The organism is Emticicia agri (genome assembly GCF_004168285.1).
Classification (GTDB): domain Bacteria; phylum Bacteroidota; class Bacteroidia; order Cytophagales; family Spirosomataceae; genus Emticicia; species Emticicia agri.
In genome coordinates this window covers 147,902-168,349 of record NZ_SEWF01000002.1, presented here as the reverse complement: position 1 = coordinate 168,349, position 20,448 = coordinate 147,902, and the positions used below count along the sequence as shown (strand labels likewise).

At 39.0% G+C, this 20,448-nt stretch carries 12 protein-coding genes; 9 read left to right on the top strand and 3 right to left on the bottom strand.

What is annotated here, in order from left to right; genetic code table 11:
• Positions 1–178: 178 nt before the first annotated feature.
• Both EWM59_RS01805 and EWM59_RS01800 read left to right on the top strand, forming a co-directional pair.
• A complete protein-coding gene (locus tag EWM59_RS01805) occupies positions 179–2,737 on the top strand; it encodes a TonB-dependent receptor (protein ID WP_130019230.1) in 2,559 nt (852 codons plus the stop codon).
• Between the two features lie 96 nt (positions 2,738–2,833).
• Positions 2,834–3,541 carry an outer membrane lipoprotein-sorting protein gene (locus EWM59_RS01800; protein WP_130019229.1) on the top strand — a complete coding sequence of 236 codons (708 nt, stop codon included), beginning with the start codon at positions 2,834–2,836 and terminating at the stop codon, positions 3,539–3,541.
• An 86-nt stretch (positions 3,542–3,627) separates the two neighbouring features.
• Here EWM59_RS01800 and EWM59_RS01795 read toward each other — a convergent pair whose 3' ends face one another.
• Positions 3,628–4,692 carry a 3-keto-alpha-glucoside-1,2-lyase-like domain-containing protein gene (locus tag EWM59_RS01795; RefSeq protein WP_130019228.1) on the bottom strand — a complete coding sequence of 355 codons (1,065 nt, stop codon included), beginning with the start codon at positions 4,690–4,692 and terminating at the stop codon, positions 3,628–3,630.
• 128 nt (positions 4,693–4,820) lie between these two features.
• Here EWM59_RS01795 and EWM59_RS01790 point away from each other — a divergent pair, with 128 nt between their 5' ends.
• A complete protein-coding gene (locus EWM59_RS01790) occupies positions 4,821–6,092 on the top strand; it encodes a hypothetical protein (protein WP_130019227.1) in 1,272 nt (423 codons plus the stop codon).
• Positions 6,093–6,130: 38 nt separating this feature from the next.
• On the opposite strand, the gene EWM59_RS01785 is transcribed toward EWM59_RS01790, so the two are convergent.
• Complete coding sequence (locus tag EWM59_RS01785; RefSeq protein ID WP_130019226.1) at positions 6,131–8,380, bottom strand: GEVED domain-containing protein; 2,250 nt, start codon at positions 8,378–8,380, stop codon at positions 6,131–6,133.
• 273 nt (positions 8,381–8,653) lie between these two features.
• Here EWM59_RS01785 and EWM59_RS01780 point away from each other — a divergent pair, with 273 nt between their 5' ends.
• Positions 8,654–9,532, top strand: a complete 879-nt coding sequence (locus EWM59_RS01780) for a DNA-3-methyladenine glycosylase family protein (protein WP_130019225.1) — start codon at positions 8,654–8,656, stop codon at positions 9,530–9,532.
• Positions 9,533–9,596: 64 nt separating this feature from the next.
• On the opposite strand, the gene lon is transcribed toward EWM59_RS01780, so the two are convergent.
• The gene (gene lon / locus EWM59_RS01775; RefSeq protein ID WP_229239255.1) at positions 9,597–12,053 is read right to left on the bottom strand and encodes an endopeptidase La; all 2,457 of its coding nucleotides are present in this window, start codon (positions 12,051–12,053) and stop codon (positions 9,597–9,599) included.
• Between the two features lie 384 nt (positions 12,054–12,437).
• Here lon and EWM59_RS01770 point away from each other — a divergent pair, with 384 nt between their 5' ends.
• From EWM59_RS01770 to EWM59_RS01750, 5 genes are all read left to right on the top strand, one after another.
• Entirely contained in the window at positions 12,438–15,638 is a 3,201-nt protein-coding gene (locus tag EWM59_RS01770) for a serine hydrolase domain-containing protein (RefSeq protein WP_130019223.1), read from the top strand.
• A gap of 52 nt (positions 15,639–15,690) precedes the next feature.
• Complete coding sequence (locus EWM59_RS01765; RefSeq protein ID WP_130019222.1) at positions 15,691–16,503, top strand: MBL fold metallo-hydrolase; 813 nt, start codon at positions 15,691–15,693, stop codon at positions 16,501–16,503.
• 282 nt (positions 16,504–16,785) lie between these two features.
• Positions 16,786–17,685, top strand: coding sequence for an MBL fold metallo-hydrolase (locus EWM59_RS01760; RefSeq protein WP_130019221.1), 900 nt, complete (start codon positions 16,786–16,788; stop codon positions 17,683–17,685).
• Between the two features lie 321 nt (positions 17,686–18,006).
• Entirely contained in the window at positions 18,007–19,686 is a 1,680-nt protein-coding gene (gene ilvD, locus EWM59_RS01755) for a dihydroxy-acid dehydratase (protein WP_130019220.1), read from the top strand.
• Between the two features lie 10 nt (positions 19,687–19,696).
• The gene (locus EWM59_RS01750; protein WP_130019219.1) at positions 19,697–20,428 is read left to right on the top strand and encodes an FkbM family methyltransferase; all 732 of its coding nucleotides are present in this window, start codon (positions 19,697–19,699) and stop codon (positions 20,426–20,428) included.
• The last annotated feature ends 20 nt before the right edge of the window (positions 20,429–20,448 follow it).

The following is a 20,448-nucleotide window of genomic DNA, read 5'->3' as shown; positions in this document are numbered from 1 at the left end:
TATATACCTGAAAAGTACATGAAAAACAGGCAGTTATGCTTGTGTTGCCATTAGCATAGCTGATAAAACATTCATCGGGTAATATCCTATGTTCATCAGCCTAAATCTTACACTTATCCTTTTTCCGTTTCAGGAGTTAGTTTTCTGACGCAAATTTGTATCGTTAAAAAACTAAATCATGAAAAAAGTTACACTAAGTATTATTTTTATTGCTTCTATTTTTACTTCATTAACTCCTGCTATGGCGCAGTTCCCGATGGGGGGTAGTACTGCTCCAAAGACCTTGCAGGACCAGACTCCCAAAGGAAATAGTAAAATTACAGGAACAATCGTCGATTCAACAACCAATAAAACTGTTGAATTTGCCAGTATTGCCTTGCTTGACAAAACCACAAGTAAGCCGGTTGATGGCACAATGGCCGATGAAAAAGGTAAATTTACTATGAGCAAAGTAGCCGCAGGCACGTTTAAATTACAAGTTACTTTTATTGGATATAATACAAAGTCGATAGATGTTACTCTGGCAAAAGGTCAGGAATTAGACTTAGGCAATGTGGTTATTACCAGCAGTGCCAAACTGCTGAATGAGGTAACAGTAACCGGACAAGCGGCATTGATTGAAGAAAAAGTTGACCGTCTGGTTTATAATGCCGAAAAAGATATTACAGCCAAAGGTGGCGATGCCGCAGATGTATTGCGTAAAGTACCTTTATTGACTGTTGACCTTGACGGTAACGTATCTTTAAGAGGTAGCCAGAATATAAGAGTTTTAATTAATAATAAACCAAGTACTATTATTGCCAGCAGTGTAGCTGATGCCTTGAAACAGATTCCGGCCGACCAGATAAAAACCGTTGAGGTAATTACCAGCCCATCAGCAAAATATGATGCTGAAGGTTCGGGTGGTATCATCAATATCATTACTAAAAAGAATAATCTGCAAGGGTTAAGTCTGAATATTGATGGTGGTTTAGGTAACAGAGGGTCAATGTTAGGTTTAAATGGCAGTTACAGAAAAGGTAAAGGTGGCGTAACCTTGGGCGGTTTCGGACGTAGTATTTACAATACTATTACCAAAACCTCACTTGACCAGACAAGTATTGTGAATGGTGTTTCAACTTTAACCAAACAAACAGGTGATGGTTCGAGCCACGGCTTATTCGGACAATATAACTTAGGTTTTGACTACGATTTAGCCAAAAACCAGAGCTTAACAGCAGGTGTGCGTTATGGTGTACGTAACTTTTCTAACCAGCAAGACCTTGTTACAAAAATATATAATGATGGTATTCTCAACTCAGATGCCAGTTCAAGAAGATATGTAGATGCCGACAACCTTTCAGGAACTGTTGACGTGAATCTGGATTATCTGCACACCTACAAAAAACCTCAGCAAGAATGGAGTATCTCAACTTTGTATAGCCGTAATGACCTGACTAATAATTTTGATGCAAACCTGATGAACCCTGAAGGCCAAACATCGGGCCGTCAGCGTAATATCAATACAAACCTTAATCAGGAGTTTACATTCCAGAGTGATTATCAGACGCCCATCAAGAAAAACCAGATGTTAGAGTTTGGTGGTAAGGGCATCTTCCGTGAGGTAACCAGCGATTATAAATTCCTGTTTGCAGGGCCAACCGGTAACTTCTCTACTGAAATCAATCAGCCACAAGGTGAACTGACTTACCATCAGAATATTGCGGCGGCTTATAGCTCTTATACTTATACTACCAAGAAACGTTATACAATAAAAGGGGGTTTGCGTTACGAACACACATTTATTGATGCCAGCACAAAAGAAGGAGGGCCGATTGGAGTAGGCGATTACGGAATATTAGTACCGAGTATCAATGCTTCAAAAACCATTAAAGGTACAACCGTAAAGTTGGCTTATAACAAACGTATCCAACGTCCGGGTTTACAACAGTTGAATCCTAACTTTAACTCTGCTAACCCACAGAATATCACCATTGGAGACCCAAGTCTGAAACCTGAGATAACTGATAACTTTGAGTTGACCTTGAGCAAAAACATCAAGAAAACTTTTATCAATGCTTCATTCTTCGGACGTATTACCAACAATGCCATTTCGCAGGTACGTATTCCGTCTGATACCCTTGAAGGTGCAATCATTACTACCTTTAAGAACATTGGTCGTCAGCATTCGTATGGTACTAATATTTTTGCTAACGTGGCAGTAACCTCGAAGATGAATATAGGTATATTTGCCAATATTCTTCATACAACCTTAACCGGACAGGTGTTAGGAATAGATAATGTTACACAAAGCCTAACCAATTCGGGCTTTAACGTAAGTGGCGGCTTGTTTTCACAGGCTACATTCAAAAACGGTTGGGGAGCGCAGGCCTTCGGTTTTATGCAAGGAAATCAGGTACAGCTACAAGGTAATCAGGGCGGATTTGCCTTCTATACTGTAGGTATCAAGAAAGACTTTAAAAACAAAAAAGGTAGCATAGGTCTTGCCGGAGAAAACTTCTTTAACAAACGATTCAACATCAGTTCAGAATTGAAATCGGCACAGTTTAATCAGGTAAGTAATATTTATATGTACAACAGAGGTGTACGTTTAACATTCAGCTACAAACTTGGTAAAATGACTGTTGATGCTCCTAAGAAAAAAGCTCGCTCGGTAAATAATGATGATGTGAAGAGTGATGGACAAGGTGGTGGCCAACAAGGCGGTGGTACACAGGGAGGTGGTACACCAAGATAATACTAAAAGAGTACTCCTATCGTTGATACTCGTCAACGATAGGGAATTGACAAAGAACCTTAATAAACTTACGAATAAACTTTAATTGAATCAAAAATGAAAATGAACAAAATTTTTGCTACCACAGTAGCGGCATTTATTTCGGTTAGCAGTTTCGCTCAGACCGTAGATGAAATTGTAGACAAACACATTGCAGCTATAGGCGGAGCCGATAAACTGAAATCTGTTAATTCTATTGTTACAGAAACTTCATTGTCTGTAAACGGGATGGATATTCCAATGGTAAATACTGTACTGGTTAATAAGGCTTTGCGTTCAGAATCAACTGTCATGGGTAATTCGATGGTAACAGTCATTGATGGTACATCAGGCTGGATGATTCGCCCAACGATGATGGGAGGAACTGGTGAGCCGGAAAATTTACCTGCAGACCAATTGAAACAACAAATGGGTCAGCTCGATCCGTTTGGTCCGCTTTTTAATTACAAAGAAAAGGGCAACAAAGTTGAACTGGTAGGTACTGAAAAAGTTGATAAAAAAGATAATTATCATTTAAAAATCACTACTAAAGATGGTGATGTAGTAGACCAATATATTGATGCTAATACTTTTTTAGTAACTAAGTCAAAAGCAAGTAGAAATGGGCAAGAAGCAGAAATAAGTTTTTCTGATTACAAAACTGTAGATGGCATTAAAATAGCCCATGCGATGGATATATCAAGTCAGATGGGTAACATTGCATTTATTACCAACAAAGTAAAAATCAATGGTTCTGTTGATGAAAAAATATTCAAAAAACCATAATTGCAGGTTATATTAATATAGCGGATATTGGGGTTAGAAAAGCGAACAGGCTTCTCTAACCCTTTTCAATTTTCTAAAGCCAACGTTTATCTGTTTTTATCCGCCAGCGAGGCTATAAAACCCCAGTTCTGGTGTTGAAATCTACCCATTGAATTAAAGCCCTTGCCAAATACAAAAGCATCACCTTCAATAACAAAGGTCAGTTCATTATCGCCCTTTTTCATATCAAGCACAATACAATTTTCATAATTGTTCAATCGGTCAAGTTTGTATTTGGCATAATTAAATACTTCTTTGCCATTCAGAAAAATCTGGAGTTTTCCGGTAAAATCAAAATACAATAATTGTGGCTTATCTGCTTCTGAGGTAACCGTTCTTTTGGCAAAAACAGTTCCGTTCGGGTACTCAAAATACCGTTTCAGGTTTACCATTTCATCATTTTTCTGATTGATTTTATTCCACGTTTTCATTTTTTTCACATCTGTATATTCATACGTTTTATCACGTGGCAACTGCTCAGAAATACTCCAGTCGGTCATCGGATTAGGTATTTCCTGAATATACACATTAGCAAAATAAGCTTCGCCAAACATACTTCTCAGCAGAATATTACCACTATCAGTATCCGTATCAATCAGTGTTAAGGTCATATCTGCTTCTTTCTTGTTATTCACGAATACCCTCATAATTTTATTCCGCACCTCTATGGCTGCATGAAACCATTCCATTGCAGCAATATCAGTTTTAGCTTCATGAATCGGATAATGATACAATACCCAGCTTAACCCTCCATTATAGATAGGAATATACTGAATGGCTTCCTGTGTACCGCCATAGCCCGGTCTGAAATACAAAAACTGGTAGTTCTGCTCGTTTTTTACATGAAAACCAACGCCTGCCATTACTTTGGCGGCTACATCAAACTCTATTCTGAAATTCTGGTAGTTTTTAGACTTGTTAATAACAATGGCTTCTTTTTTTCCATCCAGTTTTACACAGGCTTTTTCTTTGTATGTTTGTTCTGTTAAAGTAACAGGCTCATTGTTTTCCGAGAAAGCCTGCCAGTCTTTCAGAGTACTCTGGGCTTTTAAACTGAGTGAGAAGATTGTAAGCGCATAAACAATAAATGATTTGATTCTGAGCATTTTCATAATAAATTCAATTAAATTTTGAGTAATATTTTTTGATACCGCAAGATGGCCGACTGGTTTAAAAATTAGGTTTACGATATTGAATTGTTTTACAACTGTTTTACGATTATTTTGATAAAACCCTGATTATGAGCGATATAAACTCAACAGATAAAGAGTTATTAGAAACACTAAAAAAAGAAATTACACAGAAAGCAGGACTTGGCCGGATTGAAAACCGGACACAGAAAGACTATGAGTTTTTAGGATTTTTTATTGAAGAGAAATCAGGAGTAAAAATCAGCCTTACCACTATCAAACGCATCTGGCGAAATGAATACAACCGCCTGCCACATATTGCTACTTTAGATGCCCTAAGCCAGATTGCACGTAATAAAGACTGGTTGGCTTTAAAACTGGAATCTACGAAATTGACTGATGAAAAAAGCAGAGTAGTTTTAACTGAAAATATTGGTACAGATAGTAAACATCTCACTGAACTACCAAAGCAAAGATTTGCTTACTTATGGGCAGCATTAGGTTTACTATTGGTTTTGTCTGTCGGATTTTTTGCCTTTAAAGACAAATTCCTGAAAAAATCGGTTCCTGCTTCTGCCATTCAGTTTTCGGCAAAAACATCGGTCAATAACGTAGTACCCAATACAGTAGTGTTTACTTATAATGTAGATTCAGTAGATGCTAAAAAATTCTATATCCAGCAATCATGGGATACGAGGCGGAGAGTAGAGGTAACCAAGGGTAACCATCAACAAACTGATATTTATTACCTGCCAGGGTATTATATGGCAAAACTCATAGCCGATGATTCTATCATCAGAGAGATTCCGGTGCATATCAAGACCGATGACTGGGTGATTGCCGCTCACCAGAATACTATTGAAAACAAAATACTTCTTTCTAAATACTGGCTTCCTGATGGCATTGTTGGTGTAAGAAGTAGCATTTTAACCAGTCATAAAATTGATATTGCCGAACCTTTTATCCTTACTTTTCACCACAGCCGGGATTTAAAAATAGATGGCAACAACTTTGTATTCTCGTCTGATTTCAAGATAGATTCAACCGGAATTGTGTGCCCTGCTACAGCTTTACTACTCAAAGGCGAACATGAGTATATGTATATCAATCTCAGTGCAAAGGGTTGCGAAAGCAATCTTAACATGAATATTGCCGAAAGAAAATTCGACGGCAAAAATATAGACTTGACTGCTTTTGGTACATCTGTTTACAACTGGCAGCATATCAAAGTTACTAACCAGAATCAAAAGGTAAGCATTCAACTAAATGGTAAGGAAATCTTTCAAACTACCTATGCCAAATCTCTGGGCGAGTTGAAAGAAGTAGGTTTCATTTTTAAAGGAAATGGTATTATTAAAGAAGCACGAGTTGACAAACGCTGAATGCCCTCCAAAGTCAAAACAGGTAAGGTTGACCAAAGCTAATTATTACATCCGCCAGTCTCTGCCTTAAATATTGTCCCTTTTTCTGCCTTAAACCCTGGAGACAGATTTATGGTTGCCGATTGGTAGGTTGCCGTAGTACCTGTACCATAAATCTGGTTAGCAGCATTAATAGACCCTCCGATAGATAAGGTCTGTATGGTCTGGCCCCCGGCCATAATATCATTAAACGGGTGATTAAGTGTTAGTGTCTGTTGACAATTACCCACAATACTGATTAAATAATCTTCTGTTTCACCTGCCTGATAAGGCCCACAAGAGGTAGATGCCTCTTCTTCTCTGGTTATGATTATTCTCATACGCGTATATGGCTGCGTAACTGCGGTGTCGGGAATGATAAATGACCCTGAGATTTGCCCTCCTTCAACTGAATCAGTTGTCATAAACACTCTATCCGGTGTTTCAAAAATACCATTTTTATTAAAATCTATCCAGATAGAGACATTCACATAAGGCTGTCCTCCATGACCCGGATAGATAGTGAAATTTTGTGTTTGTCCTTTTACAAAATTACGAATCGGCTTAAAATATAGCATCTGTCCACCCGGAGGTGGACAACCTGACATCAATGTAAAAAAAGTATTATTAAAACTAACTGTCTGAATCTTTATCTGCCAGCTTTCACAGGGATAAGTATAGTTCACCTTACAGTACTCTACCGGAGGTTGGTTATTGGTAGTAAAGGTCGCCATAGTAAAAACAGAACAATCGACCTTTACACGCCAGTCGTACACAGTATTTGCCAGAAGGCCTGTAATCATAAGCCCCTCTTCAGTAGTTGTTTTGCTTGTCCATGTATTAGACGAAGCAGGTTTGTATTCCACTGTATAATCGCCCTCTCCTACCAGATGCTCCCATAAAAGGTGCGCTGTGTTCCGATAGATATTAATAGCTTTAAGATTAATCACAGGTTTTGTATTGCCCATACAGGCCTGTACTCTTTTTCTTATCAGATTGCCGGGCAATATCCCAAAACCATTATATAAATTGATACTCCCTGCTATATCGCAGTAACTCATAATAGTGCCTCTTACTTCAGGGAATGGACTCAGACTACACCAGGGCTGGCCTGGTACCTGCTCAATTGTCCAGCAATTATCAAGCGCACCACAAGGCCATTTACAACTGTTTGTATGTGACGAACCCATATTATGACCTAATTCATGAGCTATTACTTTGACAGGCCTTGAATAAGTAGGTAGTTCTACTACAGTATTGCCTACCTCGGTAGTAACAGACCATCCTTTGCTACACAATACATCTATTCCACCCATGCCTCCCCCTAAAGGACGAGCTGACAATAAATGAGCAATATGTCCATTAAAATTTCCATTCAGATTATCATTTAAGTACATACCAAAGGCATGATATACCTGTTGAAAAGTAGCGGTCCAGGGTGTCATAAAAGGCTCATCAGTATCCCAGATTTTAAGTTCCGACACCTGCACTGTTATCAATTCGCGGTCATATAAAACTACTACCTGTGCAAATAAACGGGTTACGAAATCGGTGGCAGTTACCATGCTAGAATCCTGTTCTTTGTATATCTGGTAATCGGCTTCTAAATAAATCTGTACCGGATTACATGCTTCACTACTGTCACGAACGGGAGGCACACTACAGGAATTTGATTCTGCTACCTGTCTGATACTTTCTTCACTGAAACCACACTTGTAAGCATGTTTCTGAAGCAGGTCTTTATCGTTATATAATACATGTTTTTCCGATTTTTTGAGCTTACCTAAAACATAGGTACCATCCTGATTAGAAATAAAGCCGCTTATTTCTCTATCGCTAATGCTTATGGCAACCAAAGAATTGGGGTCTCCTTTAACAACGCCTTTGTAATGTGTAGCTTTGGTGAAAGGCACTTCCTGATTTGCCGCATTTACTACCTTAAACTGCGGGCCATATATATTGATGGGAATTAATTCTAACTCAAAAGCATTTCCATTAGAAGAGGGAACAGATAAGTTTAAAAAGGGAATCTGTTTTTGTGATAATCTGACTAATTCGGTTTTGTTTACTGAAAACTCTACAGCCGAACTGTTTGCCACAAAACTATTCTGCCTGACAGAAGTAGTAGGCGAATAAAAAAGTTCAGAAGATGTTGAAGGAATAAGGCGGGTTTTGGCAGAATTAACTTCTTTGTATATTTTATGATGCTGTGCGTGGCCACAAAAAACAAGCATTAAAAGGCTTATTAGTAAAGACCCGGTCTTCTTCATTGGATAGGTTGTTAAAATAAATGAATTAAAGGTTAATACATTCACTCATAGATTCATCAGTAAGAACAACCATCTAAACTATACGCAGGAAAAATACTGTAAAAGATAAATGTAAAGGAAATGACAGTATATGAAACCGCTATTATTATAATGATGTTGTACCTAAAATGCTGCGAATCACGAAGTTATGGCATATAATTGAGTCTTTCAACAATTCATAAAATTATTTCAGGTATTTATTTCAGCCTGACCTGACGAAATTTTTAAACACAAATGATATATATACCTACACCGGAAGAGTTCAGCTATAAAGAGTTGATAAAGTTCTTGTCTCGCAACGAAAAAGAGTGCCTGCACAGCATTAAAGAGGACATTATATTTAAGGTTTTAGACATAGATCAGGAGTTAGTTTTATTCTCTGTTTCATTTGATAATGGGCTCATAGCAACTATCCATACCGATAATCAATCGGCTGCTGTTCAGGAAAAAGTCAGAACTTATATCGAAGACTGGTTCGATTTAAAAGCAGACCTGAAGACCTTTTATGAAGCAGTCAGTCAGGATGCCACTTTATCTCAACTTTGCCGGAAGTATTATGGTCTCAGAATGGTAGGAATGCCTAATCTTTTCGAATCGTTGGTATGGTCAGTTATCGGGCAACAAATCAACCTTAATTTTGCCTATGCCTTAAAACAGCGATTGGTACACAACTTTGGCAAAAGCATTGTATTTGAAGGGGAAACTTTTTATGCCTTACCCACTCCCGAAATATTGGCATCACTGAGTATTGAAGATTTTCAGCCTCATCAATTCAGTCGGGGTAAGGCGCAATACATCATTAATATTTCAAAGGCATTTGCAGAGGGCATATTGTCTCAGCAGCAATTATCTGCACTTACTTACGATGAAATCAAACAACACCTGATTGCAATAAAAGGTATAGGCAACTGGACGGCCAATTATTCGATGATGAAAAGTCTGAAAAGCTATGATGCTTTTCCGGTAGAAGATGTAGGATTACACAATGCTGTAAAAAATCAATATGGCTTAGCCACCAAACCAAGTATTGCCGAATTAAACCAGATGGCTGTCCAGTGGTCAGGTTGGCGTGGATACGCTACATTTTATTTCTGGCATTCTTTACTCGGATAAAAAAAATAGCAGATGCCCAACACATCTGCTATCGTACTCAATTATATTCTCAACGGTTTAATTACTACAACATTTCTACTGGCTGAATCTCTTTCTTTTCGTCAGGCAATATAAATTTCATAGCATTTTCTACTTGCTCAGGTAGTAAAGCTATATCTAATACCTCCTGTACATAATCTACATAATGAAAAGTCAGCCCTTCTGTATAGCCCGCTCCTACTTCTTCTACATCTTTACGGTTTTTATAACACATTACAATTTCCTTGATACCCGCACGTTTAGCCGCCAGGATTTTCTCCTTGATTCCACCCACAGGCAATACTTTTCCTCTGAGGGTAATCTCACCTGTCATGGCTAAATTTTGTTTCAGTTTTCTTTGTGTAAAGATAGAAGCCATTGAGGTAACCATCGTAATACCTGCCGATGGGCCATCTTTAGGTACAGCGCCTTGCGGCACGTGCACGTGTAAATCGTAATGCTGGAAAATACGGTAATCAATCCCTATTTCATCAGCGTGCGATTTCAGGTAAGATAAGGCCGTTACTGCCGATTCTTTCATCACATCGCCTAACTGTCCCGACAAAGTTAATTGTCCTCTGCCACGGCTCAGGCTCGACTCGATAAACAGAATATCCCCTCCTACCGATGTCCAGGCCAAACCTGTTACAACACCTGCGGTTTCATTGCCTTCATATAAATCATGGTCAAATACGGGTGCGCCTAACATCTTTTCTACATGCTCGGCTTTTACCAGTTTAGGGTATTCTTCCTGCATGGCAATAGCTTTTGCTATTTTTCTCACCAAAGTTCCTATTTGCTGTTCCAGACGTCTTACACCCGATTCTCTTGTATAACCTTCAATCACTTTCTGAATTGCCTTATCATCTATTCTCAGATCTTTCACTTTAATCCCATGTTGTTCCAATTGCTTAGGCACAAGGTGTTTTTTGGCAATTTCAATTTTCTCTTCTACGGTATAGCCCGAAATCTCAATAATTTCCATCCGGTCTCTCAAAGGTGGCTGAATAGTATCTAATGAATTGGCCGTAGCGATAAACAATACTTTCGAGAGGTCATAATCAACCTCCAGGTAATTATCTTTAAAAGATGAGTTTTGTTCAGGGTCTAATACCTCTAACAAGGCTGATGATGGGTCTCCACGGAAATCACGTGAAACCTTATCAATTTCATCTAATACAAATACAGGGTTTGATGATTTAGCCTTTTGCAGGTTCTGAATTACCTTGCCAGGCATAGCACCTATATAGGTTTTTCTGTGTCCACGAATTTCGGCCTCGTCATGCAAACCACCCAAAGCCATACGCACATAATTACGCCCCAGAGACTTGGCAATTGATTTGCCTAAGGAAGTTTTACCCACACCCGGAGGGCCATACAGGCACAGGATAGGAGCTTTCATATCGCTGCGCAATTTCAATACGGCCAGATACTCAATGATACGCTCCTTCACTTTATCTAAACCCGAGTGGTCGGAATCTAATATTTTTTTGGCACGTTTCAGGTCAAAGTTATCTTTGGTATATTCGTTCCAAGGCAATTCTATCATGGTCTCTGCATAGGTAAGCGATACGCCATATTCAGGTGCCATTGAGTTCATGCGAAGAATTTTATTCAATTCTTTGTTAAAGTGCTCGTTGGCTTCTTTGCTCCATTTCTTTTTTGCGCCTTTCGCCCGTAGCTTTTCAACCTCCTGATCAGGAGTTTCGAGCCCTAACTCTTCTTGCAATACCTTTATTTGCTGACGCAGATAGTACTCTCTTTGTTGCTGGTCTATGTCAAGGCTTGCTTTGCTCTGTATATCACGTTTGATTTCCAGTACCTGAATCTCCTTCATCATGTGTTCAAGCAGTTTATGTGCCTGCTCACTTCCATCAAAGGTTTCTAACAACAATTGTTTTTCATTGATTTCGATATTCAGGTTTGACGACAGGAAATGTGTTAAGAAGCTCGGGCTATCAATATTACTGATGGCCATCTGGGCATCCTTCGGTATTTCCGGGTTCAGGCTAAGAATTTTGTAAGCCGCTTCTTTCAGGCTTTGAATCAGCGCTTTTACCTCTTTCTTGCGAACACTCGGGAAATTATCAGGAATATATCTTACAGAAGCTGTTAAATGGGGTTCTGTCTGGTTATACTGCAATACTTCAAAACGACGACGTCCCTGAATAATCACGGTAACGTTACCATCAGGCAATACAATCATTTTCAAGATGGTAGCAATAGTTCCCACTTTATATAAATCTTCCGGTGTCGGTTCGTTAGGCGTATGGCGTATCTGCGCTATTACACCGATGGTTTTATCGGTACGATAAGCCTTTTTAACCATTTTAATGAATTTTGCACGGGTAACCGTAACAGGTATAACAATACCGGGGAACAAAACAGTGTTTCTTAAAGAGAGCAGAGACAAGTCTGTCGGCAAATTATTTTCATTCTCCATCACTTCGTCAGGCGAAGCGATTTCAATCATTTCTACGTTTTCTACGTCTTGGCGTGCCATAACAAGGCTGGAGATTAGTTCACGATTCATGTACCACAAATTTAGATTCATCTTTACGGTTCCTTTTATACGAAGGAATCCTTATACTTTACAGCAAATAATTAATTATTATAAAAAACTAATCCCTCTGCATACTTCCAAACGGCCGAGAATGATGTATTCTGGCCTGCCAGATTGTCAGAGTGAAAGTACAAAACGTTTTGAATAATAAAAAAAAATATTCGTTTTTTTTATAGTTCAAACCTGATGCCAACCCATGAAGTATGGCATTATGGCATGAAAACGCCAAAAAACTATTAAATCTTCTTTCGTTTTGAAAACCTTGCAGGATTATTGGCTATTTTTGATTTATTTTGATTTCTATTCTGACAAAAATGTAAACTCATGAAAAAAGTATTGTTGCTCGCTTTTCTACTTATCAACACCTTATCCACATTTGCACAAAAGACTCCCGATTTTCTTACTAACTATAACCAGCGTTGGGTAGATTCTGTTTTCAGTACCCTTACTTTAGAAGAAAAAATCGGTCAGCTTTTGATGCCACGTGGCAATACCTCTGGACAAGGGTATAATTTTGATAAGCTCAAAAAATGGGTGCAAGACTATAAATTGGGTGGCCTGGTATTTTTTGCGGGCCAGCCTACTACACAAGCCCGTATCGTCAACGAACTACAAGCCATGTCGAAAGTACCGATGCTGATAGGTATGGACTTGGAATGGGGCTTGGCTATGCGTCTGGATAGCACTGTTCGTTTCCCCTATCAGATGACCCTCGGTGCTATGCGCGGCAGAGAGTCAGATGTCAGGGAAATGGGTGCCGAAATTGGCCGCCAATGCCGCAGAATGGGTGTACATATCAATTATGCCCCTGTAATAGATGTTAACAATAATCCCAATAACCCTGTTATCAATTTTCGTTCTTTTGGGGAGAATAAATATGATGTTACCAGCAAAGCTATGGCTTATATGCAGGGCATGAATAGTGAGCGTATTCTTACAACAGCCAAACACTTCCCAGGTCATGGCGATACAGGCGTTGACTCACACTATGATTTGCCACTGATTGCGCATGATAAAAAACGCCTTGATGATATTGAGCTATATCCTTACCGTATGTTGATGAACAGTGGTTTAAGTGGCGTCATGACCGCCCACCTCAGCATTCCCTCTTTAGATTCAACCAAGAATTTAGCCTCTACTCTATCTAAGAAAATTGTAACCGATTTACTTCGTGATGATTTAAAGTTTAAGGGGTTGGTATTTACTGATGCGATGGATATGCAAGGGGCAGTAAAATATTTCCCGAACGGGCAAGCCAATGTAAAAGCCATTCTGTCAGGTAATGATGTACTCGAAACTTTTGAAGATGTGCCTGCTGCGATAGCCGCAATCAAAAAAGCCATTGAAAATAAAGAAATATCAATGGAAGAGATTGATTTTCGGGTAAAAAGAATTTTGATGGCAAAATCATGGGTTGGACTTGACCGCTACAAACCGATAAAGATTGAAAATCTGATTAAAGACCTGAATACTACCAATTCTGATGTATTGAATCGCCAGTTTGCCGAAGCATCTATTACTTTAGTGAAAAATGAGGAGGGTATTCTGCCTGTAAAAGATTTGACTAAGAAAATTGCCGTAGTATCTATCGATGCCAGTCAGGCAACTACTTTTCAGAAAATGGCGGCTAACTATACAGCAGTTGATAATTTCATGATTCCTGCCAATGCGGCTGATTCTACCATTAGCAGAGTAATAGAGCAAAGTAAAAACTATGACTTGATTGTGGTTGGGGTGCATCTGAACAATATCCGTCCTGCGGCCAAATATGGTGTAACCGATGCCAACAAAAAAGCAGTAAAAGCTTTGGTCAACACAGGTAAAGCGGTGGTTACAGTATTCGGCAACCCTTATGCACTTGATAAGTTTGAAGAATTAGAAAAAGCAAAAGCTATTGTAATGGCTTATCAGTTAACCAGCTACATGGAAGATGCTTCGGCACAGGCTATTTTCGGGGCTATTCCATTTATAGGCAAATTGCCTGTAACGGTTAATGAAAAATATCCTTTAGAACTGAGCATTCAAACCAAAGCCTTGGGTCGTCTGGCTTATGGTGTGCCAGAAATGGTAGGTCTGAATAGTGAGGTTTTTAATGCCAAAATGGATTCAGTAGTAAATTTAGGTTTGAGAGAAAAAGCGTATCCGGGTGCCGTATTAGAAGTTGCTAAAGAAGGTCGTGTGATTTACCACAAAGCCTTTGGTTATCATACTTATGAAGCCGCCAAAACAGGGGGTACTTATAACGATTTGGTGCTGCGGGCAGATAATAAGAATGATGTAATGGATGAAAAGGTAAAAAACACCAGTTCTAATTTGGTATTGAGTGCACCAGGTAATACCCTATCAAGCGGGAAGGTAAAACTGACAGATTTGTATGATTTAGCGTCGGTAACTAAAGTAAGTACTTCCTTATTGGCTGTGATGCAATTGATGAGCGTAGACAAGTTTAATTTAGACAAGACTTTCAAAGATTACTATACTGAATTTGACAATTCAAATAAAGCCAATTTAAAATTCAGAGATATGCTTACCCATAAATCAGGTTTAAAAGCGTGGATACCTTTCTGGATGGAGGCGATTGATTCGGTGAAAAGCGTGAGAAATAGCCCGGTATTTAAAGAAAAATACGCAAGCAAATATAGAAAGAAGCTATTTATGAGTAAAAAGAAATACAATGCTTTGCTGATGAAAGCCATTAAAGAAGATAAAAATTTGTGGAAAGAAACTCTTTCTTCCTCTACATTAGTATTGAAGAAAAATACGCTTTCAAATAAACCTTCTGATGAATTTCCTGTACAGGTAAGCGATAGCTTGTGGCTGCATAAAGATTGGAGAGAGAAGATTTTCCAGGCCATTGAAGATTCTCCTATAAAACCCGAACAAGGTTATGTATATAGCGATTTGCACTATTATACTTACCCTACCTTTATGCCTCGTATTACAGGCGTACCCTGGGAAGAATATCTGAAACAAACCTATAAACAATTAGGAGCCAATTCTCTTACTTATAATCCATTGCGTTTCTATCCGAAATCTCAGATTGTACCGACCGAAAGAGATACCTTATTCAGAAAAACGTTGATTCATGGCCGTGTACATGATGAGGGCGCAGGTATGTTAGATGGTATTTCGGGTCATGCAGGTTTGTTTGGCAATGCCAATGACCTTATGAAACTGATGCAGATGTATTTGCAGAAAGGTAGTTATGGCGGTACCCAATTTATCAAGCCGGAGGTAGTAGAAGAATGTACCAAGTATCAGTTTCCTGAACTGAAAAACCGCAGAGCCATTGCCTTTGATAAAATAGATTTCAATCCGAAAGTAGCTAATGGCCCTACGCTGGCTACCCCGGAAAGCTATGGACACTCAGGCTTTACAGGTACGTTTGTATGGGTTGACCCCAAATATAATTTCGTTTATGTATTCCTGTCAAACCGTGTATATCCAACCCGTGACAATGTTAAAATCAGCAGTCTGAATATCCGGACAGCCATAGGTGATGAAATTTATAAAATAGTGAAGTAATAAGGCAAATCTTTTCGTATGCCATATACGTAAGGCACTATTTCTTAGAAAAATGCAATATCTGACCTACAGAAAGTTTGCCGATATAGAGCTTTTCAAATTTGGTTACGCTCCCATCGGCAAACCGTGGTTTAATGTGTACTGTTTTATTTTAGATAATGTATTAATTGATACCGCACAGGCACATTGTGAAGAGAAAGTAAGAGCTACTTTTCAGCACAAAAACATTGAGAAAATTTTGCTGACACACTTTCATGAAGACCATTCGGGAAATGTAGCAGCATTAGCGCATGGGCATCAGGCAGAGGTATTTGCCCATCCATTTACGCAAGAAAAAGTGAAACAGGGCTTTGATTTATACTTGTACGAAAAAGTCCTTTTCGGTCAGGTAAAGCCTTATACAAAGCCTATATACGATTTTCCGGTAATTATTGAAACTCCACACCATAAACTATTGCCCATTTATACACCCGGGCACTCTGACGACCACACCGTTTTTTTAGAACCAGATAAAGGCTGGCTTTTTTCAGGCGATTTATTTGTAGGCATCAAAATCAGGATTTTCAGAAAAGGAGAGAAATTCTGGCAACAGGTAGAATCTTTTAAAAAGGTGCTTCAATATGACTTTGACGTGCTTTTTTGCGGGCATCATCCCAGACTAAAGGACGGAAAACAACAGATGCAGGCCAAATTACAATATTTTGAAGACTTTGGCGGAAACGTAAGAAACCTGCATCAAAAAGGACTATTAGTAAAAGAAATCATCAAAGCCATGAAACTACGAGAGAATCATCTGGTAAGAATCTTAGTCTCAAATGATGTATCAGTGAGATATATGGTAGAAGCGGCTTTAACAATTGAGTGAATGAGTGATTTTGTGATTGAGTGATTAATTCGTCTTGAACTTTGATTTAGCTGATTGACCTGATTACACTGATGATTTAGCCCCCTCATCAGTGCGCTATCATCTTATAGGCATATTTAGTAATCATAAATCATAGTTTCAAACAAAATCAGGTCAATCAGTTAAATCATAGTTCAAGATAACAGACAGCTAAATCAAAGTTCAGACAACAATCACTAATTCGCTCAATCACTCATTCACTAAATAAATTATCGCAACCTGTAAACTTAATCTTCAAAAACCATGAATCGTAGAAATTTTGTACACACTACGGGCTTAACGCTTGGTGCCCTTACTTTATCAGGCAAAGAATTATTAGCCGCTATGCTTGCCCAGAATCCCTATAAAATGAAGGATTTACGGGGTGGAGTGGGCGTTTTTACTGAAAGAGGCGGCACAATTGCCTATCTGGTTACACCACAAGGCATGGCCGTAGTAGATTCACAATTCCCCGAACAGTCCACCCATCTGATTGGCGAATTGAAAAAATTATCAGACAAACCCATTCAACTCTTAATTAACACTCACCATCATGGCGACCATTCAGGAGGTAATATTGCATTCAAAGGCATTGCCGAACACGTAGTAGCCCATGCTAATTCACTGAAAAACCAGAAGGCATCGGCAGAGAAAGCCAAGACAGAAGACAAACAACTGTATCCTGACATGACTTATACCGATACATGGAAGCAAAAAGTTGGTAAAGAAACTATTAAGGCACATTACTTCGGTGCAGGACATACCAATGGCGATAGCTTAATTCATTTTGAAAACGCCAATATTGTACACATGGGCGATTTGCTTTTCAATCGTCGTTATCCATTTGTTGACCGTTCGGCAGGTGCTTCTGTGAAAAGCTGGATAAGTGTATTAGATAAAGCCCTGAAAACTTTCGATAATCAAACCTTGTTTGTATTCGGTCATGCCTTTGACCCTGAGAAAATTACAGGTAACAAAGACGACATCAAAGTATTTCAAGATTACCTTTCTAAACTATGGAATTTTGTAGAAGCCGAAGTTAAAGCAGGTAAATCTAAAGAAGAAATTCTGAAGGTAACAGCTATTCCAGGTGTAACAGAAATGCAGGGCGATGGTATCCAGAGAAGCGTACAAGCTACTTACGAAGAGATAATCGGAGCCTAAAAAATTCTTAGAATTAACATAAACAAAGCTTAGAAAAGTACAAAAAATGATAAATTTCAAAATTTTATTCTAAAAAGTTTGCATTTAAAAAATCGTTTCACTTACATTTGTATAGAAATGATTCGCATTTAGCGAAGATTCGCAAATAGAGAAGTTTATTCATGAGTACAAATAAAGTCATTATCGTGCCAATTATTCTCCTGCTAAACAAGTAGGTGAAGAAGGACGCACGACCATAGCCCAAGCCTTCTTCACACAGTGGAGAAGGCTTTTTTATGAACAGATATTATTTACGACTTATATACAACAGCAATAATCACAATGACCGTTTTAAACAAATTCAGCCGGACACTCACGCAAGAAGTAACAAACCCTGCTGCTCAGGCCATGCTTTATGCCATTGGCTTGACAGAAGAAGACATGGCAAAGCCACAGATTGGTATTGCCAGCACAGGTTATGAAGGGAATCCCTGTAATATACATTTAAATGGGCTTTCAGTTCATGTAAAAAAAGGTGTGCAGGAAAATGGCATGGTGGGGCTGATTTTTAATACCATTGGGGTATCGGACGGGATGACAAACGGAAACGATGGCATGAGTTATTCGTTGCCAAGCCGTGATATTATTGCAGATTCGATTGAAGATGTAGTTTCGGCGCAATGGTACGATGGTGTGATTACAGTAGTAGGTTGTGATAAAAATATGCCTGGTGCTATGATGGCGATTGCTCGCCTAAACCGCCCTGCTATATTGGTTTATGGAGGTACAGTAAAATCAGGACATTATCATGGACAGAAATTAGACATTGTTTCAGCTTTTGAGGCATTAGGTAAAAAGTTTGCCAATAATATTTCTGACGAAGATTATAAGGGAGTCATACAAAACTCAATTCCGGGTCAGGGAGCTTGTGGTGGTATGTACACAGCCAATACAATGGCTTCGTCTATCGAAGCTATGGGCATGAGTTTACCCAACAGCTCTTCTTACCCTGCGACACACGAAGGCAAAAAAGCAGAATGTGTAGCTATCGGTGCAGCCATGAAAAACCTGTTAGAAAAACAAATTCTACCACGTGACATCATGACCCGCAAAGCCTTCGAAAATGCGATGACAGTTGTGATAGCGCTGGGTGGTTCTACTAATGCCGTATTACACTATATAGCTATTGCCTCTTCGGCAGGTATCCAATTTACTTTAGATGATATTCAGGCTATTTCAGACCGCACGCCATTGTTAGGTGACCTGAAACCATCAGGCAAATACTACATGGAAGACATGATGGCCATAGGCGGTGTACCGGCAGTAATGAAATATCTCTTGAAAGTTGGCTTGCTTCATGGCGGTTGTATGACCATTACAGGTAAAACAGTTGCTGAAAATCTGGAGGAGGTTATGGATTTAGATTTCACTACGCAAAATATGATTAGACCTGTTACTGACCCGATTAAAGCTACCGGACACTTACAGATTTTGTATGGTAATCTGGCTGAAAAAGGAGCAGTAGCTAAAATTACCGGAAAAGAAGGTGAAAGATTTGAAGGTATTGCCAAAGTATGTGAGCGTGAAGAAGAAGTAATTGAGTTTTTGAGCAAAGGCGAAATCAAACCGGGTCATGTATTAGTCATTCGTAACGAAGGTCCAAAAGGTGGACCGGGAATGCCTGAAATGTTGAAACCAACCTCGGCGGTAATGGGTGCAGGTTTGGGTAATTCGGTAGCCATGATTACCGACGGTCGTTTCTCTGGTGGTACTCACGGCTTTGTAGTAGGCCACGTTACACCTGAGGCATTTGATGGCGGTACGATTGCGCTGGTAAAAGATGGAGATAAGATTACGATTGATGCCGTTGACAATCAATTGATTCTGCATGTATCTGACGAAGAACTGGCCGCACGCAGAGCAGCATGGCAGCCAAAAGAATCGCCATTTACGAGAGGTGTTTTAAGAAAATATATCAAGAATGTGAGTTCAGCCAGCGAAGGCTGTGTAACAGACTTATAATCAAGAATCTATGATAGACGATTTTGTAAAGAAGTTTGCCCGGAAATACCTGAATATGGAAGTTCGTCGCTTCAATGTCATGAACTCTCCGTTTGCCTTAATCAAACATTTATTAGCCTCTCATAAGGTTGATTTACTATTAGATGTAGGCGGATTTGTCGGGACTTACGGCCAGGAGGCAAGAGAGATGGGTTATAGCGGTGAAATTGTATCTTTTGAACCCATTAAAGCCAGTTTTGAAAAACTCAAAGCCAAAGCAGACCAAGACCCGAAATGGATATGTCATAATATAGGTTTCGGGACAAAAAATGAAGAATTGGCTATCAATATTGCTGGAAACTTTGCCAGTAGTTCATTGTTAGGGATGCACAAAAATCACACAGATTTAGCACCTGATACTGCCTACCAGTCAACTGAAACAATTCAGATTAAACGATTAGATGAGGTAATTACGCCAGAAATAGCCCGACAATACCAATCAATCTATTTAAAAATTGATGTACAAGGTTACGAATTAAATGTACTGGCAGGAGCCACAACCCTATTACCTTATATTAATGTGATTCAGGCTGAGATTTCATTTGTACCACTTTATGAACAAGGCCCTTTGTACCATGAGGTAATCAGCAAATTAGATGAATTAGGTTTTGAATTATTTACGATTCTACCCGAACTGAAAGACCCTAAAGACGGAAGGCTGATGCAGGGTGAAGGCATTTTCGTAAGAAAACAAAACCATTAATAACGGACTTACAACAATCA

What these genes read in the sequence shown, in the direction of transcription:
- EWM59_RS01805 (WP_130019230.1), top strand. Translation starts at nt 179, where the DNA reads ATGAAAAAAGTTACACTAAGTATTATTTTTATTGCTTCTATTTTTACT.
- EWM59_RS01800 (WP_130019229.1), top strand. Translation starts at nt 2,834, where the DNA reads ATGAAAATGAACAAAATTTTTGCTACCACAGTAGCGGCATTTATTTCG.
- EWM59_RS01795 (WP_130019228.1), bottom strand. Translation starts at nt 4,692, where the DNA reads ATGAAAATGCTCAGAATCAAATCATTTATTGTTTATGCGCTTACAATC.
- EWM59_RS01790 (WP_130019227.1), top strand. Translation starts at nt 4,821, where the DNA reads ATGAGCGATATAAACTCAACAGATAAAGAGTTATTAGAAACACTAAAA.
- EWM59_RS01785 (WP_130019226.1), bottom strand. Translation starts at nt 8,380, where the DNA reads ATGAAGAAGACCGGGTCTTTACTAATAAGCCTTTTAATGCTTGTTTTT.
- EWM59_RS01780 (WP_130019225.1), top strand. Translation starts at nt 8,654, where the DNA reads ATGATATATATACCTACACCGGAAGAGTTCAGCTATAAAGAGTTGATA.
- lon (WP_229239255.1), bottom strand. Translation starts at nt 12,053, where the DNA reads ATGGCACGCCAAGACGTAGAAAACGTAGAAATGATTGAAATCGCTTCG.
- EWM59_RS01770 (WP_130019223.1), top strand. Translation starts at nt 12,438, where the DNA reads ATGAAAAAAGTATTGTTGCTCGCTTTTCTACTTATCAACACCTTATCC.
- EWM59_RS01765 (WP_130019222.1), top strand. Translation starts at nt 15,691, where the DNA reads ATGCAATATCTGACCTACAGAAAGTTTGCCGATATAGAGCTTTTCAAA.
- EWM59_RS01760 (WP_130019221.1), top strand. Translation starts at nt 16,786, where the DNA reads ATGAATCGTAGAAATTTTGTACACACTACGGGCTTAACGCTTGGTGCC.
- ilvD (WP_130019220.1), top strand. Translation starts at nt 18,007, where the DNA reads ATGACCGTTTTAAACAAATTCAGCCGGACACTCACGCAAGAAGTAACA.
- EWM59_RS01750 (WP_130019219.1), top strand. Translation starts at nt 19,697, where the DNA reads ATGATAGACGATTTTGTAAAGAAGTTTGCCCGGAAATACCTGAATATG.